The organism is Vibrio sp. 2132-1 (assembly GCF_033344315.1).
On record NZ_JAWPON010000005.1, the window covers coordinates 185,034 to 206,594 of the forward strand.

Annotated in this window: 22 protein-coding genes; 9 read left to right on the forward strand and 13 right to left on the reverse strand. The window is 45.8% G+C overall.

Annotated elements, in window-relative coordinates; all coding sequences use genetic code 11:
- Positions 1 to 200 precede the first annotated feature (200 nt).
- Positions 201 to 653: an acyl-CoA thioesterase gene (locus tag R8N47_RS07180; RefSeq protein ID WP_005374933.1), complete on the reverse strand. Its 453-nt coding sequence runs from the start codon at positions 651 to 653 to the stop codon at positions 201 to 203.
- Between the two features lie 210 nt (positions 654 to 863).
- Here R8N47_RS07180 and R8N47_RS07185 point away from each other — a divergent pair, with 210 nt between their 5' ends.
- Both R8N47_RS07185 and R8N47_RS07190 read left to right on the forward strand, forming a co-directional pair.
- Complete coding sequence (locus tag R8N47_RS07185; RefSeq protein ID WP_005374935.1) at positions 864 to 1,628, forward strand: ferredoxin--NADP reductase; 765 nt, start codon at positions 864 to 866, stop codon at positions 1,626 to 1,628.
- 180 nt (positions 1,629 to 1,808) lie between these two features.
- Complete coding sequence (locus tag R8N47_RS07190; RefSeq protein ID WP_064354954.1) at positions 1,809 to 2,255, forward strand: RDD family protein; 447 nt, start codon at positions 1,809 to 1,811, stop codon at positions 2,253 to 2,255.
- A 59-nt stretch (positions 2,256 to 2,314) separates the two neighbouring features.
- On the opposite strand, the gene R8N47_RS07195 is transcribed toward R8N47_RS07190, so the two are convergent.
- The 10 genes from R8N47_RS07195 to R8N47_RS07240 all read right to left on the reverse strand — a co-directional run bounded on the left by R8N47_RS07195 (position 2,315) and on the right by R8N47_RS07240 (position 13,517).
- Positions 2,315 to 2,986: a DUF2057 domain-containing protein gene (locus R8N47_RS07195; RefSeq protein ID WP_054701997.1), complete on the reverse strand. Its 672-nt coding sequence runs from the start codon at positions 2,984 to 2,986 to the stop codon at positions 2,315 to 2,317.
- Between the two features lie 216 nt (positions 2,987 to 3,202).
- Positions 3,203 to 4,351, reverse strand: a complete 1,149-nt coding sequence (locus tag R8N47_RS07200) for an AI-2E family transporter (RefSeq protein ID WP_005386936.1) — start codon at positions 4,349 to 4,351, stop codon at positions 3,203 to 3,205.
- The gene (locus R8N47_RS07205; RefSeq protein ID WP_017634413.1) at positions 4,344 to 5,030 is read right to left on the reverse strand and encodes a potassium channel family protein; all 687 of its coding nucleotides are present in this window, start codon (positions 5,028 to 5,030) and stop codon (positions 4,344 to 4,346) included. The genes R8N47_RS07200 and R8N47_RS07205 overlap by 8 nt, the downstream gene beginning before the upstream one ends.
- Positions 5,031 to 5,046: 16 nt before the next feature.
- Complete coding sequence (locus tag R8N47_RS07210; RefSeq protein ID WP_033906681.1) at positions 5,047 to 5,937, reverse strand: HlyD family secretion protein; 891 nt, start codon at positions 5,935 to 5,937, stop codon at positions 5,047 to 5,049.
- A 12-nt stretch (positions 5,938 to 5,949) separates the two neighbouring features.
- The gene (locus R8N47_RS07215) at positions 5,950 to 6,153 is read right to left on the reverse strand and encodes a DUF1656 domain-containing protein (RefSeq protein WP_064354953.1); all 204 of its coding nucleotides are present in this window, start codon (positions 6,151 to 6,153) and stop codon (positions 5,950 to 5,952) included.
- Positions 6,153 to 7,799: a TolC family protein gene (locus R8N47_RS07220; RefSeq protein WP_064354952.1), complete on the reverse strand. Its 1,647-nt coding sequence runs from the start codon at positions 7,797 to 7,799 to the stop codon at positions 6,153 to 6,155. The genes R8N47_RS07215 and R8N47_RS07220 overlap by 1 nt, the downstream gene beginning before the upstream one ends.
- A 10-nt stretch (positions 7,800 to 7,809) precedes the next feature.
- A complete protein-coding gene (locus R8N47_RS07225) occupies positions 7,810 to 9,984 on the reverse strand; it encodes an FUSC family protein (RefSeq protein ID WP_064354951.1) in 2,175 nt (724 codons plus the stop codon).
- A gap of 388 nt (positions 9,985 to 10,372) precedes the next feature.
- Positions 10,373 to 11,242: a DMT family transporter gene (locus R8N47_RS07230; protein ID WP_017634417.1), complete on the reverse strand. Its 870-nt coding sequence runs from the start codon at positions 11,240 to 11,242 to the stop codon at positions 10,373 to 10,375.
- Positions 11,243 to 11,383: 141 nt separating this feature from the next.
- Positions 11,384 to 12,352, reverse strand: coding sequence for an HTH-type transcriptional regulator YidZ (yidZ, locus tag R8N47_RS07235; protein ID WP_064354949.1), 969 nt, complete (start codon positions 12,350 to 12,352; stop codon positions 11,384 to 11,386).
- Positions 12,327 to 13,517 carry an MFS transporter gene (locus R8N47_RS07240; protein WP_064354948.1) on the reverse strand — a complete coding sequence of 397 codons (1,191 nt, stop codon included), beginning with the start codon at positions 13,515 to 13,517 and terminating at the stop codon, positions 12,327 to 12,329. The genes yidZ and R8N47_RS07240 overlap by 26 nt, the downstream gene beginning before the upstream one ends.
- 132 nt (positions 13,518 to 13,649) lie before the next feature.
- Between R8N47_RS07240 and R8N47_RS07245 the strand changes: the two genes are divergently transcribed.
- The gene (locus tag R8N47_RS07245; protein WP_064354947.1) at positions 13,650 to 14,120 is read left to right on the forward strand and encodes a GNAT family N-acetyltransferase; all 471 of its coding nucleotides are present in this window, start codon (positions 13,650 to 13,652) and stop codon (positions 14,118 to 14,120) included.
- A gap of 80 nt (positions 14,121 to 14,200) precedes the next feature.
- The gene (locus R8N47_RS07250) at positions 14,201 to 14,659 is read left to right on the forward strand and encodes a GNAT family N-acetyltransferase (protein ID WP_064354946.1); all 459 of its coding nucleotides are present in this window, start codon (positions 14,201 to 14,203) and stop codon (positions 14,657 to 14,659) included.
- 34 nt (positions 14,660 to 14,693) lie between these two features.
- Here the strand turns inward: R8N47_RS07250 and R8N47_RS07255 are convergent, their stop codons facing one another.
- Positions 14,694 to 15,206: a DUF2799 domain-containing protein gene (locus R8N47_RS07255; RefSeq protein ID WP_064354945.1), complete on the reverse strand. Its 513-nt coding sequence runs from the start codon at positions 15,204 to 15,206 to the stop codon at positions 14,694 to 14,696.
- Between the two features lie 260 nt (positions 15,207 to 15,466).
- Here R8N47_RS07255 and R8N47_RS07260 point away from each other — a divergent pair, with 260 nt between their 5' ends.
- The 4 genes from R8N47_RS07260 (at position 15,467) to R8N47_RS07275 (ending at position 19,450) form a co-directional block, all read left to right on the forward strand.
- Complete coding sequence (locus R8N47_RS07260; protein WP_213913626.1) at positions 15,467 to 16,177, forward strand: response regulator; 711 nt, start codon at positions 15,467 to 15,469, stop codon at positions 16,175 to 16,177.
- A complete protein-coding gene (creC, locus tag R8N47_RS07265) occupies positions 16,177 to 17,619 on the forward strand; it encodes a two-component system sensor histidine kinase CreC (RefSeq protein WP_064354943.1) in 1,443 nt (480 codons plus the stop codon). Before R8N47_RS07260 ends, creC begins: the two co-directional genes overlap by 1 nt.
- A gap of 75 nt (positions 17,620 to 17,694) precedes the next feature.
- The gene (gene creD / locus R8N47_RS07270) at positions 17,695 to 19,035 is read left to right on the forward strand and encodes a cell envelope integrity protein CreD (protein ID WP_064354942.1); all 1,341 of its coding nucleotides are present in this window, start codon (positions 17,695 to 17,697) and stop codon (positions 19,033 to 19,035) included.
- A complete protein-coding gene (locus R8N47_RS07275) occupies positions 19,022 to 19,450 on the forward strand; it encodes a DUF2809 domain-containing protein (protein WP_064354941.1) in 429 nt (142 codons plus the stop codon). Before creD ends, R8N47_RS07275 begins: the two co-directional genes overlap by 14 nt.
- 239 nt (positions 19,451 to 19,689) lie before the next feature.
- Here R8N47_RS07275 and R8N47_RS07280 read toward each other — a convergent pair whose 3' ends face one another.
- Positions 19,690 to 20,364 carry a fructose-6-phosphate aldolase gene (locus R8N47_RS07280; protein ID WP_064354955.1) on the reverse strand — a complete coding sequence of 225 codons (675 nt, stop codon included), beginning with the start codon at positions 20,362 to 20,364 and terminating at the stop codon, positions 19,690 to 19,692.
- A gap of 254 nt (positions 20,365 to 20,618) precedes the next feature.
- Here R8N47_RS07280 and R8N47_RS07285 point away from each other — a divergent pair, with 254 nt between their 5' ends.
- Positions 20,619 to 21,560 carry a glycyl-radical enzyme activating protein gene (locus tag R8N47_RS07285; RefSeq protein WP_064354940.1) on the forward strand — a complete coding sequence of 314 codons (942 nt, stop codon included), beginning with the start codon at positions 20,619 to 20,621 and terminating at the stop codon, positions 21,558 to 21,560.
- Position 21,561: the final 1 nt, after the last annotated feature.

Sequence of the window (21,561 nt, forward strand, 5' to 3'; positions counted from 1 at the left end):
AATGACGCAGCTTTTCTTATCGCGTAGGCTGGAAGAGTCGCGCTGCTGTTACGTTTAGCGAGGTTTCGAATGATTCACTTAGGCTCATTAGAATGACGCTAGTTTTCTTATTGCGTAAGTTGGAATGGTACCTCAGCATCATTCCCGATAGCGATGAAGAAGCGCTGTCGGGAACCTCGCCTTTAATCTCTCGTTTATTGCTACTCCAAATGATGCGTACTACCCACGGTTCCTTCCAAGTCTAAAATCGACTGGCGAACGTGATCTGGAATCGCAGCTTTAACGTTGTTCTTAAAATCAAACATCACACCAGTGGCGGTCGCGATGGTCGCAATTTTACCCCACTTCTTACTCAGCACTTGGTACTCCATCGTGATGCGATCTTCTTGCATGTCGATTACGCGAGAACCGACTAATAGCGTGTCTGGGTAAGTAACAGGCAATTTGTAGCGGCATTGAGTCTCGCTCAGTACTGGTCCAATTTGCGAGGTCTGCAGGTCGACCAGCAGGTTAATTTTGTTGAAGTAATCTAAACGTGCGGTCTCGAAGTAGCGAAAATAGACCACGTTATTAACGTGTTGCAGAGCATCCATTTCACCCCATGCGACTTTTATCTCTGTGATAACGGGAAAGTCCTTTAACAGTGTGTCCATTTTTATTGCTCCTTTTTCATCTGCTTTGCCACAAATTGCGACGCGACTTATCACTTTGAGCATTTATTCTAGATGTAATCATTTAATATGTAATAAAATTGTTTTTAAAATGTGAAATGAAATAGTGGTTTGATTATGTAAACTAGAAACTTTACATAATCGAGTTGAAGGCGTAAGTTTAACTAAGAGTAACCAGATAGGAGGTGTCTCATGATTGAACTCAAAGGTTTCAACCTCGCAAGAGTTGAGAAACGCATTGATTGGACAGGTGAGCTGTTCAGTTTGAGAATATCTGGCGCGCCTCTTTCATTTAAAGCTGGCCAATTCACCAAGCTTGCTTTGCTTGATGATGAAGGTAAGCCGATCAGCCGTGCTTACTCTGTGGTTAATGCGCCAAGCGAGCAATTCGATTGGTTGGAATTTCTAATAGTAGCCGACCCTCAAGGACAACTTTCTCCACGGCTCCAAAAGCTTAAATCTGGTGATAGCATTTATGTCGGTGCCACCGCACATGGCGATTTAATCCATGATTCTATTCCTAAACAGGCTCATGACCTGTGGCTGCTATCTACAGGTACGGGGATTGGACCGTTTTTATCGCTGCTGGATGATATAAACTTACCGCCTCACAATGAGCGCATTGTGCTGGTTCATGCCGTTCGTTTCGAAAAAGATCTGGTTTATAAATACCTAATTGAACAGCTTCAGCAACGATATGAAGGCAGATTAAAGTATATACCGATAGTCAGCAGGGAAGTGGTTGATGGTAAATTACAAGGCCGAATTCCTGAACTCATCGAATCGGGTTTACTGTCCAACGCCGCTGATGCGCCATTCTCAGCTCAGCGTAGCTTTGTCATGATGTGTGGGAATCCACAAATGATCAAAGATACCGTGCCCGTCTTACAAGAGCTAGGCTTGGAAAAGTATCGCCATCAAACCGGGGGAAATATCATTTACGAACGTTACTGGTAGCGTTTTGTTAAATTGATACGGTTATGCTCAAGATGTAATGATTACTTTTGAGATACGACCGCGATTTAGTATGTTCTTAGTTGAATATTATGTTGGCAATACCTAAACTGCGCTCACCATTGCGCGTCTGTACACTCAGTCATTCTCGCTTAACCAATTACATTGAGGTGACTGAAGTCCATGTATGCTTTTATCGCGAGCAAGCAACAGAGAATCATTGCTGGTTTTATCGACCTGCTCTTTACGATGGTGGTCGTGTTAATCATCGCATTGAGTATTAACTCTTTTCTTAACGACTTTCAGCTCTCTTTAGCAGATAACCTCACGCTTGTTCGTGAAACTCAGGCGTTTTACTTGCTTTCTTTACCAACGGTTTTAATGATCAACTGGAATACATTGAGTCATGGGCAAACCATTGGTATGCGCATGATTGGTATTAAAGTTGTAATGAAAAATGATAGTAAGGCAACGAAAGTTACAGCAGGGTTAAGGCTTGTTATTAGCTACTTGCTGGAGATGCTCATTCCGGGGATCCCGTTGGTAAATTTGGCATTGTTGTTCTTTCATCCGGAGCGACGTTTGTTGCATGACTTGATCGCCAATACTAAAGTTGTCCAAGTTTCCTAATTTTTGATCAAAAAAGCCACGTGAAGTGGCTTTTTTAATATCGATAAAGTTAACCAGATTTACTGTTGATTAACATATTTCTTAAAGCGAGCTTTGGTTTCTGCGTCTGCTTTTTGGTACCAGAAGTGCAGCATCTCTTCAGCTGTCGAATCCGCTTTAACCGCAGTTGCTCTCACTTGCTTCATATCCGCAGGAACCTTTGCAGGAAGCGTGACTGGCTGCATGGTCGCTGCGCCAGCAAAAGCCACGGCTGCTGCACCGCCAGCCTGGTTGTAATCTTCGATTTCACGTACGTAATCACGACCGATTTGCATACCCGGTTTGAGCAACTTGTCCTGGGCAACCGCGATTGCGTTGCCAGAATCATCAACCAGTTTCCAATCTAAGTCTTTGATCTTCTCTTCCGCATCACGTAGGTTGCGGTATTCTGGCATTTGTAGAGTGAGTTCGGTATTGGTCGCGTCAAATCGTGTAACGATAACATCGCTTTCAACACTTAAACGGTCATTACCTTGGTTGAAGTAAGGGGCGAAACGAAATACGACTTGGTTAAGGCCATCAGGTAACGTCAGTGTTCTTTCAGAGGCGAAAAAACCACCCGAAAGATCTGCTTTTTCACCGTTAGCCGCCAATACTGAAACGTTGTCAGGAACACTCACGGTTACATCTGCGAATGCCATGCCACTCATTGCGAGAGCAAGCGCACAAGTTAAAGGCTTGATCAATTTCATTGTTTTTATCCTAAGCAAATTAGTGGTCATCGAGAGTGCATCGTTCATTGCCCGATTGCAACTCCCAAGTGTAATAAGTATGAAAATTTAACAAGAACGTCATTTTTATCGCATTTATTACGACGAAACTGTGATCCAAATAGAATCAAACCGCTGAAATGCAGCGGTTTGATATCATAAGTTATAGATTAAATTTCTTTCTAACTTATTGATTTATTAAATACCAGCACCGTGTCCAGGTTCTGATTGGTCATCAGAAGCGTCTTGTTGTTCTGCCATTTCTTCTTGCTGTTGTGCTTTCTCAATGCTCAACCACCAAACAAATAACTCATACCAAATTGCTAGGATAACGGCACCTAAGAACAGACCAACGATGCCGTAGAAAAGCATACCACCGATGGCACCGAGCAGAATCACAGGCATTGGCACGTCGACGCCACGTCCCATTAACATTGGTTTGAACAGGTTTTCAGAAAGAGCCGCAACTACGACCCAAACAGTAAACATGGTTGCTGTTGAGGTGTCTTGGGTCATGTACATGAAGCCAATCACAGGTAGCACTGCGAGCAACGCCGGGAGCTGAGCGATACATAAGATCATTAGAAGCAGTGTGAGTAAACCTGCTGCCGGAACGCCAAATACGAAGAAACCAGCACCGATCAACAGTGCTTGAATCGCCGCTACACCGACTACGCCAAGCAGTACGCTTTTAATTGTCGCTGCGATAAGCGTGGTCCAGCTTTTTGCGTTTTCACCAGCGGTACGAATCGCGATGGTTCTTAGGCCTGATGCCGCAGATTCAGAGTACGTCATGAAACCTGCTGCAATCGCAAGTGACAAGATTGAAAGCAGTAAACTTCCCAATACGCCCCCCAGTGTACCCAGTAAAGATGTGAGTCCTGCCTTTATTTGTGGCATAAAGGTTTGAATCGCTTGCTCAAGATTAGTAGCGAATAGGGTCCACACTTCGTAGAGCTTATCACCCACGATAGGCCAATCCGCTACGGAAGGTTTTGGCCCTGGTATTTTCACTTGACCATTTTGTAGTACTTCAAGCGCGTGCGTTGCACCATCCACAATGGAGCCTGATACCATAACAAGTGGCGTGACAAGGAGGGCAATACCAAGTAAAGCAATGGTTGTGGCTGCCAGACCTCTGCGACCACCATATACACGCTGCAATTTTTGGGTAAGCGGCATTAAAGCGACGGCTATAATAGCGCCCCAAATAACCGGAAGTATGAAGGGTTTGATGATGTCGTACGTAAACATCAGCAAGACAAAGATCAAGCCAATGCGTATTGCTGATTCCACCATATTACTGATGAAAAGCTTACTGTCGATTTTTACCGATTGTTTATCCATTTTTGTTTACCTGATGATCAATGTTAGAACTGACGAGACTTGAAACAACAATCGCCATATAAAAAACACCTGTGATGGCCTCTAAATACACCACGACTTGAGCCAGTGGTGTTAGAGGACTAATGTCGCCATAACCGAGCGTGGTTAAGGTAACGAAACTGAAATACGCTGCATTGGAGAAGTTCTGCCCCCAAGAAATCGCTTCCATACCGGTAAAGGCTTCAGGCGAAAACTCAAGCAGGATGAGGTAGGCAATCGCCCACATCAGACCAAGCAGCAAGAAAAGCGCTACCGAGCCAATGACTTTGTTGCTGTTGACATGGCCGGTGAAAAGAATCTGTCTTGCGATGGATTTAAAAGTGCCGAAAAAGAACGCAAAGGTGAGGGCAAGCATCACCACATTCATCTCTCTGATGTCGAAAACGGTCTTGATCACAATCACAAGAACCCAAACACCAAACAGGCTGTAGAGGAAACGAGACCAGGTTTTGTCAAAGCGAAGGCTCGCAAAACAGACGATAAACGTCAGAACCGTGAAAGCCTGAAGTATGTGTTCAATCGTCCCTTCACCTACGACTTGTGCCATCGCACTCCCTAGCAACAAAATCACTAGTGCTAAGGTTAGATAGAAGAAGTTGTTTTCTTCATTAATATTTTTGAGGTTTTTACCAATGACCATGGCTCTTCTCACTTAGTTATTGTTCACTTTCTGCGGATGACTCTTTCATCACCATGATGGACGCAGAAAGCCCGAATCGAAGATCAACATCTTCAGGAAGTTCTTGTAGGGAGATTCGCACCGGAATACGTTGTGCTAGGCGAATCCACTGAAAAACAGGGTTTACGTTTGGAAGAAGGTTGTAGCCGACCGTGCCGTCTTTGGGCGCAATACCCCAACCAATCGAGTCAACCGTCGCGTCAATTGGCGTGTCTGGGTGAGACATCAAAGTGACACGCGCTTGGCTGCCAGGTTCGATTTGCGCAAGTTGGTTTTCACGGAAGAAACCAAATACCCAAAAGCTGTTTTTGTCGATCAGTGCGAGCAGTGGTTGGTTTGCGACCGCTTGCGTACCGTTTCTAATATCGAGGTTAGATACAAAACCATCGACGGTCGCATAAACTTTGGTAAAGCTGAGGTTAAGGCGTGCTGATTTTAGTTGTTCTTCTGCCGATTTGATTTGCAGTAGCGATTCTTCGTAAGCGATTTCACGACGAATCAGATCCTTATGAGAAACTGCGCCACGGTCTTTGGCACGAATGTCTTTTAAGCGGTCATATTCGATTTTTTTACCGCGAGAGCTAACAATGGAGCGCTCCAGTGCTACTTCGGCTTGAGATAACGCAACCTGGTAAGTCGCAGGGTCGATTTCAAACAGTAAATCCCCCGTTTTTACTTCTTGGTTGTCTTGCACCGCGACATTTACAATTGGGCCTGATACGCGAGGAGCCACTTTGATGACGTTAGCACGCACTTGCCCATCTCGTGTCCATGGGTTATTAAAGTATTCCTCAAACTTTTGATAGCCGAGCCAAGCTGCGCCACCAAGAATGACAAGATTGAGTGCGATTACGAATAGTTTTTTCATCTTGTTTGGCACCTAAAATTGAATATAAAAGCTGTCGATGGCCACCACATAAGCGACCATGATGGCAATAAACGTCAGAGACGGAAAAGCGATGAAGCGAGACAAACGTGTCTTGTTCAATATCATCACCGTTATCCACGTGGCCGTGACGGCGAGAAAGAGCACGAGTAGCGTAGGAGAAAAGTAAACGTCTCCCCAAGAGAGTTCATGAGGCATTACCGATCCTCCGTTTTGTTTTCATCACTGGTCTCAGCCGGAGTTTCGAGTCGCAAAGGCGGCAATACGCGGTTTTCTTCATTTAAATAACTTCCCCAGTCAGTGCGCTCTGTCATCTGCGTGGCAATCGATTCACTGATGAAAGGCTTGCCTGTTTGGGTTTGCCAGCCTCCACCGAGGGCTTTGTAGAGCGCGACAACTTGGTTCGCAACATTACCTTTGATCGTTGCGTAGCTGTCTTCTGCGCGGGTCATTTTTTCTACCGAGTTAAGCAGACGTTCGAATGAAATTTGTCCGTTTTCGTACTGTGTCATGGATATGTTGAACGCACGAATGGAAGAGTTGACCGATTGCAAGCGTAAATCTTTTTGCTGCAAATACAGGTCATACGCTTCGATTGCATTGGTGACTTCATTAACGGCTTGCAGTACCTTTTTGTTGTAGTTCGTCAGCGTTTCTTGGAAGCGAGCATCTTCGAAACGAATGTTATTTTTCACGCGTCCGTATTGGAAAATGTTCCAACTGAACGTTGGGCCAACCACCATGGTGAGCGAATCGCTAAAACTGAAACTGCTGCCATCGGGAACCGTACTGTCGATACCGATGGAACCGAACAACGAAAAGCTTGGGTACAGAGCGGTTTCTGCCACGCCAATCTGCGCACTTTGCGCGCGAGCTTGCATCTCAGAGACTTGCAAATCCGGACGTCGCATCACTAAGTTAGCATCCACTTGCGTATCCAAAAGCGGTGGACGTGGCACAATGGAACGCTCGTCGGTGCCCGATAGCGCCGATTTTCTGCCCGTCGATTTGAACTGGGCTTCGTACTCAGCGATTTGCTTGTGCATCCCATCCGACTGTAGCAGTCGATCTACTTCTTCTGGTAACAGACCCAGTAGCAAAGCCAACACAGTACGTGATTGCTTCATTGCCACTTCGAGGCTCGGTAACGCTGCTTTGGTGGTGTAGAGTTGGTTTTTAGCTTGTTGAACGTCCAATTCTGTAACGTTGCCAGAGTCGAACTGCACCTGAGTAATACGTACGACACGCTCTTGAATCTCGATATTGCGGCGAGACAGCAAAATACGTTCTTGGAATGTGCGATAGTTGATGTAATTGCGCGCCACTTCGGCGGTTATAGTGACCATGATGTCGTGATACGATGCGATGGATGCGTAGTAACCCGCTTCTGCCGACTCAATTCCGCGAGCATACTTGCCCCAAACATCCATTTCCCAAGCAGCATCAAACGACAAAGTGGCGTTATTCACGCCCTGATCATTTACGTAGGCACGCGCTAGGTTTCCTGACACGGTTTGAACTTGTGGGTATTGCAAGCCCGTCGAAATACCAAGCAATGAACGTGCTTGTACAATTCGTAGCCCTGCGGCTTCTAAATCGAGGTTTTGTTTGCTCGCCAACTCAACCAGCTGATTAAGAGTCGAGTCATTAAATTGCTGCCACCATTGTTGTAGCTGTTGCTCTGATTGCTGCGTATCTTTGGCTGCTGCTTTTTGCACCGACCAGTCACTTGGCAGTGGCGCCTGCTTTGGATGAACATAATCTGGTCCTACCGTGGTACACGCACTGAGTCCGAGCAAAGAAAGTATGGCGAGGCTTGGTTTGGTTAGTTTTGGAAGCATCATATCCCCACCTTTAAAAACGCTTCTGTTGTAAGTTCACCCAATCGATATCCTCGTAGGTTTGCTTGCAATGCTTGATTGCTTCGAACACGTTCCGTTTTAAATTCAGCAAGATATAAAAACCGGCTATCTCTGAATAAGCGTAGTCAGATAAATCCAACTCACTAAAAAAATCTTCCAGTTTATCTTCGAATGTTTGGTAATCCTGACTGTATTGGTCGAATACGGAGTCGAGTTCTTGTGTTGCTTGATGGCTGGCTAAAGCGCCCGCCATCAAAGGAATGATGGAATCGCGGTGCTGTTGGCGAAGCTGAGTAATTAGTGGATTGGTCATCAACTTTTTCTCGGCGGCCATTAAGATGTTGATGTGATTACTGAGTACATCACACGCTTTGCTAAACGCGCCAATCGCTTCTGGCGTGGTTTTATCAAAGTGTTTGTGGTTGATTTTCGAACCCCAGACTTTGAGCTTTTTCGATGAGACATTGAGCGTCACCAAGTGCAAGGCCCGTTTGAGCGGCGTAATAACCGAGCTGGACTGCTGTTGATAGGTAGTGAACAGCTCTCGGGTATGTCGGAAGTAGCGTTCTTTTATGGTCAAAAAGAGGTGTTCTGGTCGTGAGCTAAACGGGAAGTAGTGCGCGAAAATAATCATGAACACCACCATGTAGAACAACAGCATGATCGTCATGAGGATCCCGAAGTGATAAAACATGTTGTTGTCTAAACCAAGAACAAACAAGCCAATCATATAGAAAATCGTCACTGGCCCGTTAAACAGATAAAAGCCGATAAAGGTGTAGATAAAGATGAACAGGCCAAGTTCTAACCCGAGATCCAATTGCGGAAGAATGAAGACGTAAGAAGGCACCGCGAACAAGAAGCCGAAAGTGAACAGCACAAGCAACAAAATTGGGTGCACAGGCACGAACGACAGCAAAGACATAAACATGGTCGAGAAGACCACGAATGAATAGCCGCCTGATGGATTGAAATAAATCCAAATCAGTCCAGCAACCCAATAAGTGACAAAGGTTTTGACCGCGGTTTTAAAGTTTTCTGCGTCCCACCATAGAAACTTGCCTTTCGGTTTCGGCAGTGGCACGTCAAAGGAGACATTGTTCGTCACAGAGTCAATACAGCTAATGCTCTCCGCTAAACGCGACAAGTTTTGATGCATCAGTTCCAATAGGTGACCAAGCGTAAGCGCAGAGCCTTTCTCTAGGTGAGCTGCGTCTTCAAGCAACGCTTGGTTGTATTTGACTTTGAATTCCTGGGCACGATAAGCGGGTTCTTTTTCGTCCCAGACTTGTTGGCAGGTATCAAATAGCGCGTCAATTTCCGCCACGGCTTGATCAAAGTTGCTGATGCTTTCACGGTCTTGCTGGTGGCTAAAGTGGCTGTGCGCCGCGACGGTCAATTGTTGCGTTACCTGTTTGTTCAAATGAACCGCTAAGCGCCACTCTTTCATGTAGGCCGACACGTCGCTGCATTCCACACTGACCGTGGCAAAACGCTGTTCGAGCACATTTTGAGCGGCAAACATCTGTTCGATGAGAGTGTCCACGCTAGGTTGTGGCTCTTCAGCTTCTGGATTTTCTTCTCCGCCTTCTTGAGGAGAGATTTGCCCTGCCGATTTTTGCTCGAAATTTTGCAAGATAGCGGTGAACAACGCGCGTTGTGCTTGGTTGAGTTGTTCGATGAGCTGCCTTAGGTTTTGTTCTGTTTTGGTCGGGAATAAGAAAGTCCCCACGAGTGTGTAAACCACCACCCCAAACACTGTCATATAGGCGCGGTCAACGCCATAAAGAAACGCACCCTCTGCGTCACCGCCATTGGACATCATCAACGTCATCACACCGGTCAGCATGAGTAGCGTAGGATCTTTTTGATAGGCATTACGGAAGTAAAAAATGAATGAGACCACAACCGACACGCTCAGCATGTACAGCAAGCGGTCTTGAGCAAACAACCCCACCAGTAACAAGCCAACCACGGCACCAACCAATGTACCTAACACGCGTAAGGTACCTTTGGCGAGGGATTCACGACGACTGCCTGTCGATGCAATCAGCATTACAGTAGTTGCGGCCGTCGATGCTTGCGGCCAACCCATGGCAAACGGGATCAGATAAGCCAGAGTCAGGCTAAGCGATACTTTAATAGCGAATTTTATTTTGTCGTTCATAGTGTCAAAGTTTGCTCAGGCTTATCGTTATAAGTTGATGAATTTCTTATATGAATAGTCAGAATCTTGTTCTGAATAAATTCGGGGGGCGGAATATAGCGGGTGAAAAAGTGTGCTTTGTAAACCCTTTGTCAAAACAAAAAGTGCGTATTTGGCTTGATCTCGTGCTAGTCCTTGGTGTTATTGGTGAAACGCCTAAAACGAGCAAATTCGCGATCTGTGATGATTCTCACTTTTGAAACAAAATCGCTGCATTGTGTGGGCCAATTCTCACCTTATATTCTTCGCCTGGTACCAAAGCAGACCACTTGTACCATCTGCAATGAGCTTTACTGCTTTAAAAAGCATAGATGATGAATGGGTATTTGAGAGGGAAAGTTATTACTTTTTATCGGCTTGCTGATTGTTCGTTTGTTTTTTTGGATCGAGATAAAAAAACCAAAGCGATCCCACCAAGAATGATGCCGCTGGTTGAAAGAGTATGCAGTGAAAGAGGCTCGTGGAGTACGATGCTGCCGAGTAGCAAAGCAATGGCTGGCACAGAAAGTTGGCTGACGGCGGCTTGAAGCAAAGAGAGCTTACGTACGACTTGGTACCAAAGTGTATAACCAAGGCCAGAGGCAATGGCACCAGATGCGATAGCGAGCAACACTCCGCTCAAAGAAAGGTGGATTGAGGACAAGATTAATGGCGAAAGGAGCACGCCAATTATTGATGCTGCGATGAATCCCCACGTGATGCCACTACTTGGAGAAGGCGCTTGTTTACCGAGCGCAGTAAACGCAGCCCAACAAACGCCAGAAATCAACATGAGAAGTGCAGAGCTAATATCGGGGCGAGTGGCAGATGGCAACATCAACCAAACAAATCCAACAATTGAAAGGCCGATACCGATGATTTCGAGAAACTGAAAGCGCTCACCTTGCAACCAATAGATCGCCAGTAATGTAAGTTGCACGGCACCAAACAAAAGCAAAGCACCAGTTCCTGTCGCCAGTTGTAAGTACGCGAAAGAGAAAAGGGCTGCGTAACCAAATAACGCCACGCCAGCAAAAAAGCGAAAGCGAGAAGTTGGCCGATCGGTTTTCCACTGACCTCTCACGACAAGCATTGCGATTAAGGTAATCGCGCCAGATATCAATCGAACGAGCGTGAAGCTTCCTGCATCAATTAACCCTTCTGCCAAGGCAAGTCGGCACAATAATGAATTGGCAGCGAACGCCAGCATTGCAATAGCAGTGAGTAAGAAGGTCGACATCCTTGATCCTTAGCGTGTAAATGAACAGCTAGTGTAGATCCAAAAGAACATTTTTATTAGTTGATAAAGTGATTAGTTATAGCTATCAGAGCAAGAAAGTCATTAAAAATAACCAGAGAAAACCTGACCTTAGCCTGAGTCTTACTGTGGTTGGGAAGGTTGTTTGTACAATGACTTAATGGTGTTTTTCAACCATAGCAATTTGGGGTTGTACGCATTGCGTTTATGCCAAATCATGGTAAATGGAATCAGTAACTTGTCTTGTTGAGTTTTGTCTAACGGAATTGGCAAGCACACCAAATCGAGATGCAGCTTTTCTGTGTAACTTTTGCAATAGTGCGGCGCGGTGGTGATCATGTCATGCGTCGGCTGCGCTGCCATAAAAAGAGATTGCTCAAAGTTGGACATCGTCAGCCCGATAGAGCGCTGTAGCCCTAGTTCCGTTAATACTTCATCCAACGCCCAAGTTTCACTTTTTTCCCAAACAATATTGATGTGTTGGTAGCTCAGAAAGGTCTCGAGATTCCACTCTTGCTGTAATGCCGGATGATCTTTATGTAAATACACTATCGGCAGGTCATAAAATAGAATCTCAAAATCCAAGAAATACGGCAGAAGATCCAACGACTCTTTCGATCTCGGGTGACTCTCTCGGCCGGTAAAACCGATATCCGCCTCGCCTCGAATGATGGCGTCGAGTGAATCGTAATCCCAGTTACTGGTTTTTACTTTCGCTTCAGGGTATCGCTGGTGGATAGCGACGATGAGTCTGTCCAGCACTGTGAGCACTAATGGCGACTCAATCGTGATATCAAAACGCACTCCTTTAGGCGTAATATCGCTGCGTTTTTCTGCAATTTGGCTGCCAATTTGCAGCCATTCTGCGAGATCTTGCTCCATGCTTTGTGCCAAAGGCGTTGGCGCAAGACCTTTAGGTGTTTTGACAAACAAAGGATCATCGAACCAATGACGAAGTTTGTTGAGCGACTTACTTACGGTAGAGGGCGTAACGTTCAGCTTTTTCGAGGCTTTCGAGACGCTTTGCTCTTGCAGCAATAATTGCAGAGTGAACAGTAAGTTTAAATCAAGTCGCGCTAGGGATTTCTTCATAATGGGTATCGTGAACAGGCTTTGGAATCAATAGTATTAGAGCAAGGCTGATTACGCTACCTAACACTAAGATAAACACCAACATATTCAGTGCACTAACGCCGATGAAACCCATAAACCAAATATAGAACGCGGAACTACAAACTTGAGCAATGCCCAGTAGTGAGCTCGCCACGCCAGCTTGTTGAGAGAATGGGCTGAGCGCTTGGCTCATGGCCACGCCAAAGCCACAAGCGAAGCCAGCGCAAATCAGCCCAAGTCCGAACACATAGTAATGAGATTGTCCATCATGGAAATAGGCAGCACTGAGCACGATGCCTGCACAAGCGAGCAATACTTGAGAGGTCATCAATAAGGTTCGCTGCTTAAAAATTCCCAATGCCAATGGTGCCGAGAACGAAATCAACATACTGATCGTCGCAGTACCAGCCATGATGGAAGAATAGCCACCGCGATCAAAACCAAGCATGCTCATCACGACAATTGGTGAAGCGTTAACAAAGGTCAGAATGGTGGTCACTCCAAGTGCAGTAATGATCAGCCTACTGATAAAAAATCGCTCGAAGAAAGTCTCTTGATGGCTCTCTGGCGCTGTCTGTTCTTCACCTTGTTGGCTGGGTAGTGATTCCTTGAGAACAAAAATGGCCAATACACTGACGAGAATGCCCATTCCTGCCATTGTGGTAAACAAACTCGGCCAAGGAAATTTCAGCATAATCAAGTGACCAATCACGGGTGCGATCACTGGAATGATACAGGTGATGCCATTGAGCATCGACAATACTTTCGCGCGGCGTTCATCGTCTAACGTGTCGCGTAAAATCGCGAATGCGACGACATAGCAAGATCCAGCCCCGATGCCTTGGCAAAAGCGAGCAATCAAGAAAGTGTTTGGTTGCTCAGCCATCCCGCCGAGAAAAGACGCGAGCACGAAGATCATCGCGCCGACGACGGCAACAGGCTTTCGTCCCACAGAGTCTGCAATTTTCCCCGCGAATAACATGGTGGTAGCCATGCCAGCTAAATAGATCGAAAACGCAATATGCAACTGAGATTCACTGGCATTGAGATCTGACGCAATTTGAGGCAAACCAACAAGATACAAATCAATGGCAGTAGGGTAGAGTAAAACGAGTGCAAAACTACAAAGTAAAAAACGGGACATGGAAACCTCTCTATCGAATGGTGAGGATAATAGAGTGCTAAACGTTTGCCTGCGAGTGGGAAATACGACACTAGGTATTTCTATTTACGACATACCCTGTATGAATTGAGCATAAAAACAACAAGGAAGATTATGATTACTATTGAAAAGTATTCGCCTGAGCGACATAAACAAACTTGCGAACTTAGCGTGCTAGAAGAGCAATCGCAGTTTACGGTCGCGGATGTGGGTGAAATGCTTACATGTCTTGAACCTACAGAACTTCCGCATCTGATTTTGGCAGACGATGACGTGGTTGGCTTTTTTCTATTTGATGCAGCTTACAGCGAGAAATACGATTTTTGCCCGAAAAACAGTTTAGGCGTGCGTGCTTTGCTGGTGGATCATCGCCATCAAGGTAAAGGCATCGCCAAGCAAGCAATTCGCTTGTTTGGGGACTTTGTTAAATTGCACTATCCAACGTTTGAGTTTCTCTACCTAACGGTTAACTGCCGAAATGTGCCAGCTTATCAGTGTTACCTCAAAGCTGGTTTTGAAGATACTCATGAGCTCTATCATGGTGGTCCAGTTGGACCCCAACACATCATGCGTCAGGCGCTGTAAAAAGGGCTTAGTAAAGATTGTATCCACTCAGCTTTTGCAATAAATTCGATGCAATTAAATGAATAAATCAAGGAAGATATGTGAAGATTGAAGTCGATAATTTAGAAAGACCAGAAGTCATCGCGCTGTTAGAAGAACACTTACAAGATATGTATGCCACGTCACCGCCAGAGAGCGTACATGCGTTAGACCTGGATAAACTAAAACTACCAGCCGTAACGTTCTGGACTGGATGGAAAGATGAGCAGCTGTTGGGGTGTGCTGCGATTAAAGAGTTGGATGGCCAACACGCGGAGCTGAAATCCATGCGCACCACGCCAGCGGCAAGAAACCAAGGAGTGGCATCTCAATTATTGATTCATGTGATTGAGCAAGCGAAGCAAAAAGGCTTGCAGCGCTTGAGTTTAGAAACGGGCTCGATGGAATTTTTTAAACCTGCGCGCCTGTTGTATGAAAAGCATGGCTTTGTGTACTGCGAGCCGTTTGGGGATTACGAACTCGATCCGAACAGTCAATTCATGACCCTAGAACTGAGCTAGGGCCATGAATTTTTAGAAGCTAAATCCAATCGATTTAGAAATTCAGATTCAAGTTGATGGTTGGCGACAACAGGTCTGAACGCTCGTCAGCCAATCGCTTTCTCTTCTCTTTCAGACGTTTGGCATTGTCTTTGTCTGGGTTGCCATCAAGTTGATTATCGATGACGGAGATTTCAGTATCGATTTCTTGGATGCGTTGCTGGCGTTGATATTCTTGATGACCTAACTGGTAGTTTTCAATGAACTCTTTGCTGCTGCACACGCCGTAATATTCTTTGCCTTCGATACCGACAGTGTAACCATTGTCTGGTGAGCAATATAGGATAGTGCCTTTATCAAAGCCTTCTTTCCATTTCGCTCGGTCTGGTGTCACACCCGCTTCACCACAGTCTTCGGTATAGCTATTGATAACGTTTGGATCGTTGCCGTCTCGGCCATCTTGATAACCTACCTTGTACCAGTTCGCCGTCTTGCACTCATCCGGAGACATGCTGGCGCAACCAGAGAGCAAAGTGAGTAAAGCTAGGGGGATTAGCGCTCTTTTCATCAGTTACTGTCCTTTAAACAAAATCGAATTGATAACTCGAGTGTAAAATGAACACTGTTCATATCAATGGTTGAAATCATTGTATTCACAATTGTAGTGACTCATCAGTGTGAGTGATAAGTCCACCACGCTGAATGAGAGGGTGTTTGATTAATATTATTCACGGATTTTGCCTTTGTGGTATCAATCCGATAGCCTTTGCGCCAAAGTAAGTGAACAAGATGTGCATCTAAACAAGTATCGTCAGTGAGGTTAGAACATTGAGCGACCAATCAACCGTCGTCATTATTGAGGATGAATCTGCCATCGCAGAGAACCTGATTCATGTATTAGAGATGGATGGCTACCACGCAGAGTTGTTTGTAACGGCAGGAGAGGGCTTGGCCTTTTTGCAGCATAACTCTGCAGCGTTACTTGTGTTAGACGTAGGCTTACCGGATGGCAATGGTTTTGAATTATGTAAAACCATCCGTGAGTTTTCTGATATTCCCATTATCTTTCTCACCGCAAGAAGCGATGAAATTGACCGCGTAGTCGGCTTGGAGATTGGCGCGGATGATTACGTGACTAAGCCATTCAGCCCGCGTGAAATGTTGGCTCGCATTAAACTTCGAATCAAAGCTAAAGCGCCAATGATGGAGCACAAACCAGAGCCTGTAGCTGTTCCAGAACAACCTCATTTGAACCATGATTTAGTCGCGCAAAACTTCGATTATGGTGTTGGCGGGCAAATGCTTGGGTTAACTGCGGTGGAGTTCAAGATCCTCGATAAACTGATTTCTGTCTCTTCCAATGTATTGAGCCGAGAGCAGCTCATGGTCGCGGCAGACATGGCGCCAGAGGCCGCATACGAGCGCAATATCGATACTCATATCAAAGCTATTCGCCATAAGTTGAAGCCGTTTGGGATGTCTGAACGCATCTGTACCAAGCGTGGCTTTGGTTACTTCTACTGCATTAAAGGTGAATGATGAATCGCTGGCCGAAGATCCCTCTTGGACTCAGACTGTTTTTTCTCTACTTCATCTTAGTCGGGATGACGGCTTACATGGTGAGCAAAACTGTCGTCCAAGAACTTAAGCCAACCGTGCGTCAAACCACTGAAGAGACGCTGGTGGATATGGCGAACTTGCTCGCGGTATTGGCAGAAGAGGACGTTGCAAACGGAAAGTTGTCTGAGAGTCGCTTCTCCAAACTGCTAGCGGCTTATGGGCAGCGAGAACCTCAAGCGCGCATTTGGGAAATTGGCAAAAAAGCGATTAACCATCGAATTTACATCACCGACAAACAAGGCATTGTGATTGCGGATTCTTGGCAGCAAGATGTTGGCAAAGACTATTCGCAATGGAACGATGTGTATCTCACGTTGCGTGGTCAATACGGTGCGCGCAGTACCATCGAAGACCCGAAAGATCCGCTCTCAACCGTTATGCACGTTGCTGCACCCATTTATCACAAAGGCGAAATCATTGGCAGCGTGACGGTGGCAAAATCCAATCGCTCAGTACAACCCTTCATCGATCTTTCTAAACGCAATGTGCTGTTTTGGATGGTGTGGATGAGTGGTTTAGTGCTATTGGCAGGGGCATTGTTTGCTTGGCGAATTCACTCGGCACTGAACAAGCTAGAAGACTACGCGACCAAAATGGGTGAGGGCGAAAAGGTCTCTAAGCCGACATTTCGTATCTTTTATGAGTACGGCACGCTAAGCGACGCATTAGAGAAAATGCGCAACCAGCTCGATGGCAAACAGTATGTGGAAGAGTACGTACAGACGCTGACTCATGAGCTGAAAAGTCCGTTATCAGCGATTAAAGGCGCGAGTGAAATATTGCAAATGCCGTTGCCTGAAGAAAAGGTCACACGCTTTGCTGGCAACATTGAGCGAGAAAGCGATCGCATGCAGTCATTGATTGATAAGCTGCTAGAACTTGCTCGTCTTGAAAAGCGCCCTGAACTAGAACAAGTCGAAGCTATCTCGCTAAAACAAATGGTCAATGAAGTGGTTGAATCGGCGGATGCGCGTTTGAGTGCTAAGTCGGTCACTGCCAAAATCCAAATTGATGACCATCTCTCCGTGTTTGGTGATGCCTTCTTGCTGAAACAAGCCGTTTTTAACTTGATGGACAATGCGCTGGATTTTGTTGATTCGGAGGGATGCATTGAATGGAAAGCTGAGGTCGCGAAAGAGAAAGTGTGCTTGTCGATTTTCAATTCAGGCCCTCGCATTCCCGACTATGCAATGACTCGTTTGACCGAGCGCTTCTACTCCCTCGCTCGGGAAAATGGTGTTAAGAGCACTGGGCTCGGGCTGAATTTTGTTGAGCAGGTGACCAAGCTGCACAAAGGTCAGTTGCAAGTCGAAAACGTCGATGCTGGCGTGAAAGTGACCCTGATTTTACCAACTCCATAGAAACTCCACATTCGCTCCATTCGTTCTCCAAATTGCTGATTTAGATTACTCCCATCAGCAAATGGAGAATGAAACATGAAAAAGATCCTCAATAACCAACTCGGCACGAAGTTCGCCTTCGTGCTGTTTTTGTTTGTCTTACTGCAAATCCCGCTTTCAATGGTCACAGGGCTGATCTCAGAACGCTCATATCGCCAAGATGAAGTCAGAAACGACATCGCACGCAGCAGCAGCGGCGAACAACGCATCATTGGTCCATTCATCATGGTTAACTACACCGAAACCAGTTACCGAGATGACAAAGTACAGATTAAAGAGCGTCGTAAATTCCTCCTACCTAGCACTTTTGATATGAGCGCGAATCTGGACAGTTTTGAAAAGTACCGAGGCATTTACCGCGCGCGTTTATACAAAGCACAAGTGGCACTGAAAGGCACTTTCGATGCAGACGAGCTCGCGGCGTTGCAGGGGCTTGATATTGACAACATGAGCCTAGTGGTTGGCATTGAAGACAGCCGCGGATTGATTCGTTTGGATGACATGACCATGGCGAGCTCTGATATCGAAGTCGCACCGGGAACAGGGTTAAATCAGCTACCACAAGGCTTCCACAGTGCTCTGACACTCGCAGACCTAAACGCAAAGCAACCTTTGGCTTTCGATCTTAACTTCTTGCTGCAAGGTATGGGTCAGCTTCAAGTCACACCAATCGGCAGTCAAACAACGGTTGAATTCTCTTCAACTTGGGCACATCCAAGCTTTATCGGTGATTACTTACCAGTGTCGTCAGAGGTATCTGAAGATGGATTTAAAGCACAATGGGCGAGCAACAACTTCTCAACCAATATCGCGCAGCTGTTCCAAAGTTGTTTGTCATCGAATCACGCTTGTCACGAGCTTGAACAGCGACAAATGGGCGTAGATTTGATTGATCCCGTAGACCACTATTTGAAATCTCACCGAGCCGTTAACTATTCACTGTTGGTTATTACATTAGTATTTGCGAGTTTCTTCTTGCTGGAGCTGTTCCAAGCGCGTCCGGTTCACCCAGTGCAATACGGTTTTATTGGTCTGGCTTTAGCGCTTTTCTATCTATTGCTGATTTCGATGAGTGAACACCTCGGCTTCAACTGGGCGTATGTGGTGTCAGCAGTCGCATCGACGGGGCTTTTAAGTGTGTACGTGAGCGGTATGTTGAGCAACACCAAACACGGCGCGATATTCGGAGCGTGTTTGCTTACTCTCTACGGATTACTGTTTGGCTTGCTACAAGCAGAGAGTTACGCATTGGTAATGGGGACATTACTGTGTTTCGCGATTTTGAGCTTCACTATGGTCATTACACGCAACATCGACTGGTACGCACGAAATAAGAAAGCGGAAGAAAGCGCAAAGGCGAATCATGAAGATGTTTAAACGAGCAATTCTCACAGGGCAGCCAAGCAATATGTTGGAAGAAACGTGCGCTATCCGCCTGCAATTTTCTGCAAAAAATGGACTGAAAAGCTTGGTGTGTTTTATCACATTGGTCGTTATTGCGCTCTATGTTCGAGACAGCTTTATTCGTCCGACATTTGGTGATGTTCTGGTTGTGGTTTGGCTCTACTACTTTCTTGCAAGCTTGTTCTCCATGCCCGTTAACTGGATGGTTTCACTGGTGGTGTTGATTGCGTTTGCCGTCGAGTTGGGGCAATTGCTTCAGGTCGCAGCTTGGCTTGGTATCGAATCTTCATCGCCTCTGGCTGTAATTTTGGGCGCCACATTTGATTGGAAAGATCTGCTGGCTTACTGCATCGGAGGTCTACTGTGTTGGTGGATGGAAAAGAAATGAAAACCGAGATGAAAGCCATTGTGCTACCAAACCGACTCCGCCATTCCAAACGAGGTATTCGTAAGAGGGTCAAAATCAGTTTACTCAAGCGCGTGTACCTTTGGTCACTGACCAATAGAGAACTGCTGTAAACCTCGCCTCTTTATATGAAATACAAAAAGGGAATCTTAACTCACCGGCGCACAGGGTGAGTTAAGATTCCCTTATTATTGACTAAGATATTGAGTTCTTACTTTTAATTAGCTTTCAAATGAAAGTTTCTCGCCGAACGTCTCTTTCCAGTCTTTATCGAACTGTTCAACCGCAGGTTTTACTGCTGGGTGAGCGAACATTTGCGCTGCCACATCGGTTGGAAATGTAATGGCTTCGATGCCCAGTTTCATCACCTCCATCGCTTGTTGAGTGTTCTTGAAGCTGGCTGCCAAAATCTTCGCTGGTAGTCGGTTTTGATCGAGCAACAATTGAAGATCCGCGACCACTTCAACACCGTTGCCGTTCATCGCATCAATGCGGTTTACGTAAGGTGCTAGGTAGTCTGCACCGCACAGTGCTGCTAAGAAACCTTGTTGAGCTGAATAGATAGCCGTGGCAAGAACCTGAATTCCCTCTTTTTTCATTAGCTTAATTGCTGCTAAGCCGGTTTCTGTTGCTGGCACTTTTACCACCATATCGTAAGGCAATTCATTCAGTTGGCGCGCTTCTGCCACCATGCCTTCGACGGTTGAACTCACGACTTGAGCGTGAAAGCGAGGTGTACCGCCAAGTGCTTCTTGCATGCCTGCTAGGGTTTCATTCAGTCCCTGTTTTGACTTCGCCAAAATGCTTGGGTTTGTCGTCACGCCTTTTAGCGGTAGGCACTGGTTAAAGCGTTTTACTTCTGCCACATCAGCAGTATCTAAATAAAGTTCAATCATGGTTTTTACCTTAAACAAAATCTTCGTTTTGATGATGGGATCACTATAGATCTGACAATCGAACGAGATCTTGATTTTGATCAATTGAAATTTCATTTGAAGCTATAATAATTTCATTAAATGAAAGTTAAGTGAAACTTGTAAACGCTCAAATGAAGCTTTCAGTTCGAACAAAGAAAAGCCGCTGATAAGACTTAACCAGCAAGAAACGGATTAAGTACACAGCGGTAGCACAGACCAAGAGGCAAGCAGAGATGTATTTCAATATCCAACGATTCTCTACCCATGATGGCGATGGCATTCGTTCCATTCTTTTTCTTAAAGGATGCAGCTTGTCTTGCCCTTGGTGTCAAAACCCAGAAAGTCGCAGCGAAAAACATTCACTGTTGTTTGATCAGCGAAGCTGTATGGAAGGTTGCCAACTGTGCGTTTCTGCTTATCAAGCTACAACTCAAACCACGGCGGGTAGTGAAACGGTGAGCGATGGTATTCAACGTATCGACAACCAGATCATCATTAATCGCAAAGCCATCAAAGAAGACCAACTGATCGCGCTGCGAGACGTCTGTCCTACGCAAGCACTGACCGTCTGCGGTGAAGAGGCAAAATCAGACATGCTGTTCGACACCTTAATGAAAGACAAACCTTTCTACGATCAAAGCCAAGGTGGTGTGACCTTCTCCGGTGGTGAGCCACTCATGCAAGCGGATTTGGTAGCAGAACTCGCACAGCGTCTGCATGACAACCAAGTCTCTACCGCTATTGAATCGTGCATGCATGTGCCGTGGAAGAACGTCGAAAAAGTCGCGCCGCATATTGATTGCTGGTTGGCGGATTTAAAACATACCGATGAAGAGAAGTTTCTTAGCTGGGCGAAAGGTTCACTAAAACGCATCAAAGACAATTTCCGAAAACTGGCACCTATCGCGAAACGCATTGTGATTCGCGTTCCAGTGGTGCCGGGGTTCAATGACACCATCGAAGAGTTGAAAGACATCATCGATTTTGCGGCTTCACTAGAAAGCTGCCAAGAACTTCACTTGCTGCCGTACCACACGCTCGGCATCAATAAATACCGTTTGCTCGATATGCCTTACGAGTGTTCTGACAAGCCATTAAACAAACCAGAACTGCTAGAAAGCGCCATGCAATACGCAAGCGAAAACACCCAACTTAACGTGATTGTAAGAGGTTAAC

Excerpts from the sequence above, each read along its gene's own strand:
- R8N47_RS07280 (WP_064354955.1), bottom strand. The coding sequence starts at position 20,364 with ATGATTGAACTTTATTTAGATACTGCTGATGTGGCAGAAGTAAAACGC.
- R8N47_RS07230 (WP_017634417.1), bottom strand. The coding sequence starts at position 11,242 with ATGTCGACCTTCTTACTCACTGCTATTGCAATGCTGGCGTTCGCTGCC.
- R8N47_RS07220 (WP_064354952.1), bottom strand. The coding sequence starts at position 7,799 with ATGATGCTTCCAAAACTAACCAAACCAAGCCTCGCCATACTTTCTTTG.
- R8N47_RS07255 (WP_064354945.1), bottom strand. The coding sequence starts at position 15,206 with ATGAAAAGAGCGCTAATCCCCCTAGCTTTACTCACTTTGCTCTCTGGT.
- R8N47_RS07190 (WP_064354954.1), top strand. The coding sequence starts at position 1,809 with ATGTATGCTTTTATCGCGAGCAAGCAACAGAGAATCATTGCTGGTTTT.
- yidZ (WP_064354949.1), bottom strand. The coding sequence starts at position 12,352 with ATGAAGAAATCCCTAGCGCGACTTGATTTAAACTTACTGTTCACTCTG.
- R8N47_RS07195 (WP_054701997.1), bottom strand. The coding sequence starts at position 2,986 with ATGAAATTGATCAAGCCTTTAACTTGTGCGCTTGCTCTCGCAATGAGT.
- creC (WP_064354943.1), top strand. The coding sequence starts at position 16,177 with ATGAATCGCTGGCCGAAGATCCCTCTTGGACTCAGACTGTTTTTTCTC.
- R8N47_RS07225 (WP_064354951.1), bottom strand. The coding sequence starts at position 9,984 with ATGAACGACAAAATAAAATTCGCTATTAAAGTATCGCTTAGCCTGACT.
- R8N47_RS07185 (WP_005374935.1), top strand. The coding sequence starts at position 864 with ATGATTGAACTCAAAGGTTTCAACCTCGCAAGAGTTGAGAAACGCATT.
- R8N47_RS07180 (WP_005374933.1), bottom strand. The coding sequence starts at position 653 with ATGGACACACTGTTAAAGGACTTTCCCGTTATCACAGAGATAAAAGTC.
- R8N47_RS07275 (WP_064354941.1), top strand. The coding sequence starts at position 19,022 with ATGAAGATGTTTAAACGAGCAATTCTCACAGGGCAGCCAAGCAATATG.
- creD (WP_064354942.1), top strand. The coding sequence starts at position 17,695 with ATGAAAAAGATCCTCAATAACCAACTCGGCACGAAGTTCGCCTTCGTG.
- R8N47_RS07245 (WP_064354947.1), top strand. The coding sequence starts at position 13,650 with ATGATTACTATTGAAAAGTATTCGCCTGAGCGACATAAACAAACTTGC.
- R8N47_RS07215 (WP_064354953.1), bottom strand. The coding sequence starts at position 6,153 with ATGCCTCATGAACTCTCTTGGGGAGACGTTTACTTTTCTCCTACGCTA.
- R8N47_RS07200 (WP_005386936.1), bottom strand. The coding sequence starts at position 4,351 with ATGGATAAACAATCGGTAAAAATCGACAGTAAGCTTTTCATCAGTAAT.
- R8N47_RS07205 (WP_017634413.1), bottom strand. The coding sequence starts at position 5,030 with ATGGTCATTGGTAAAAACCTCAAAAATATTAATGAAGAAAACAACTTC.
- R8N47_RS07240 (WP_064354948.1), bottom strand. The coding sequence starts at position 13,517 with ATGTCCCGTTTTTTACTTTGTAGTTTTGCACTCGTTTTACTCTACCCT.
- R8N47_RS07210 (WP_033906681.1), bottom strand. The coding sequence starts at position 5,937 with ATGAAAAAACTATTCGTAATCGCACTCAATCTTGTCATTCTTGGTGGC.
- R8N47_RS07285 (WP_064354940.1), top strand. The coding sequence starts at position 20,619 with ATGTATTTCAATATCCAACGATTCTCTACCCATGATGGCGATGGCATT.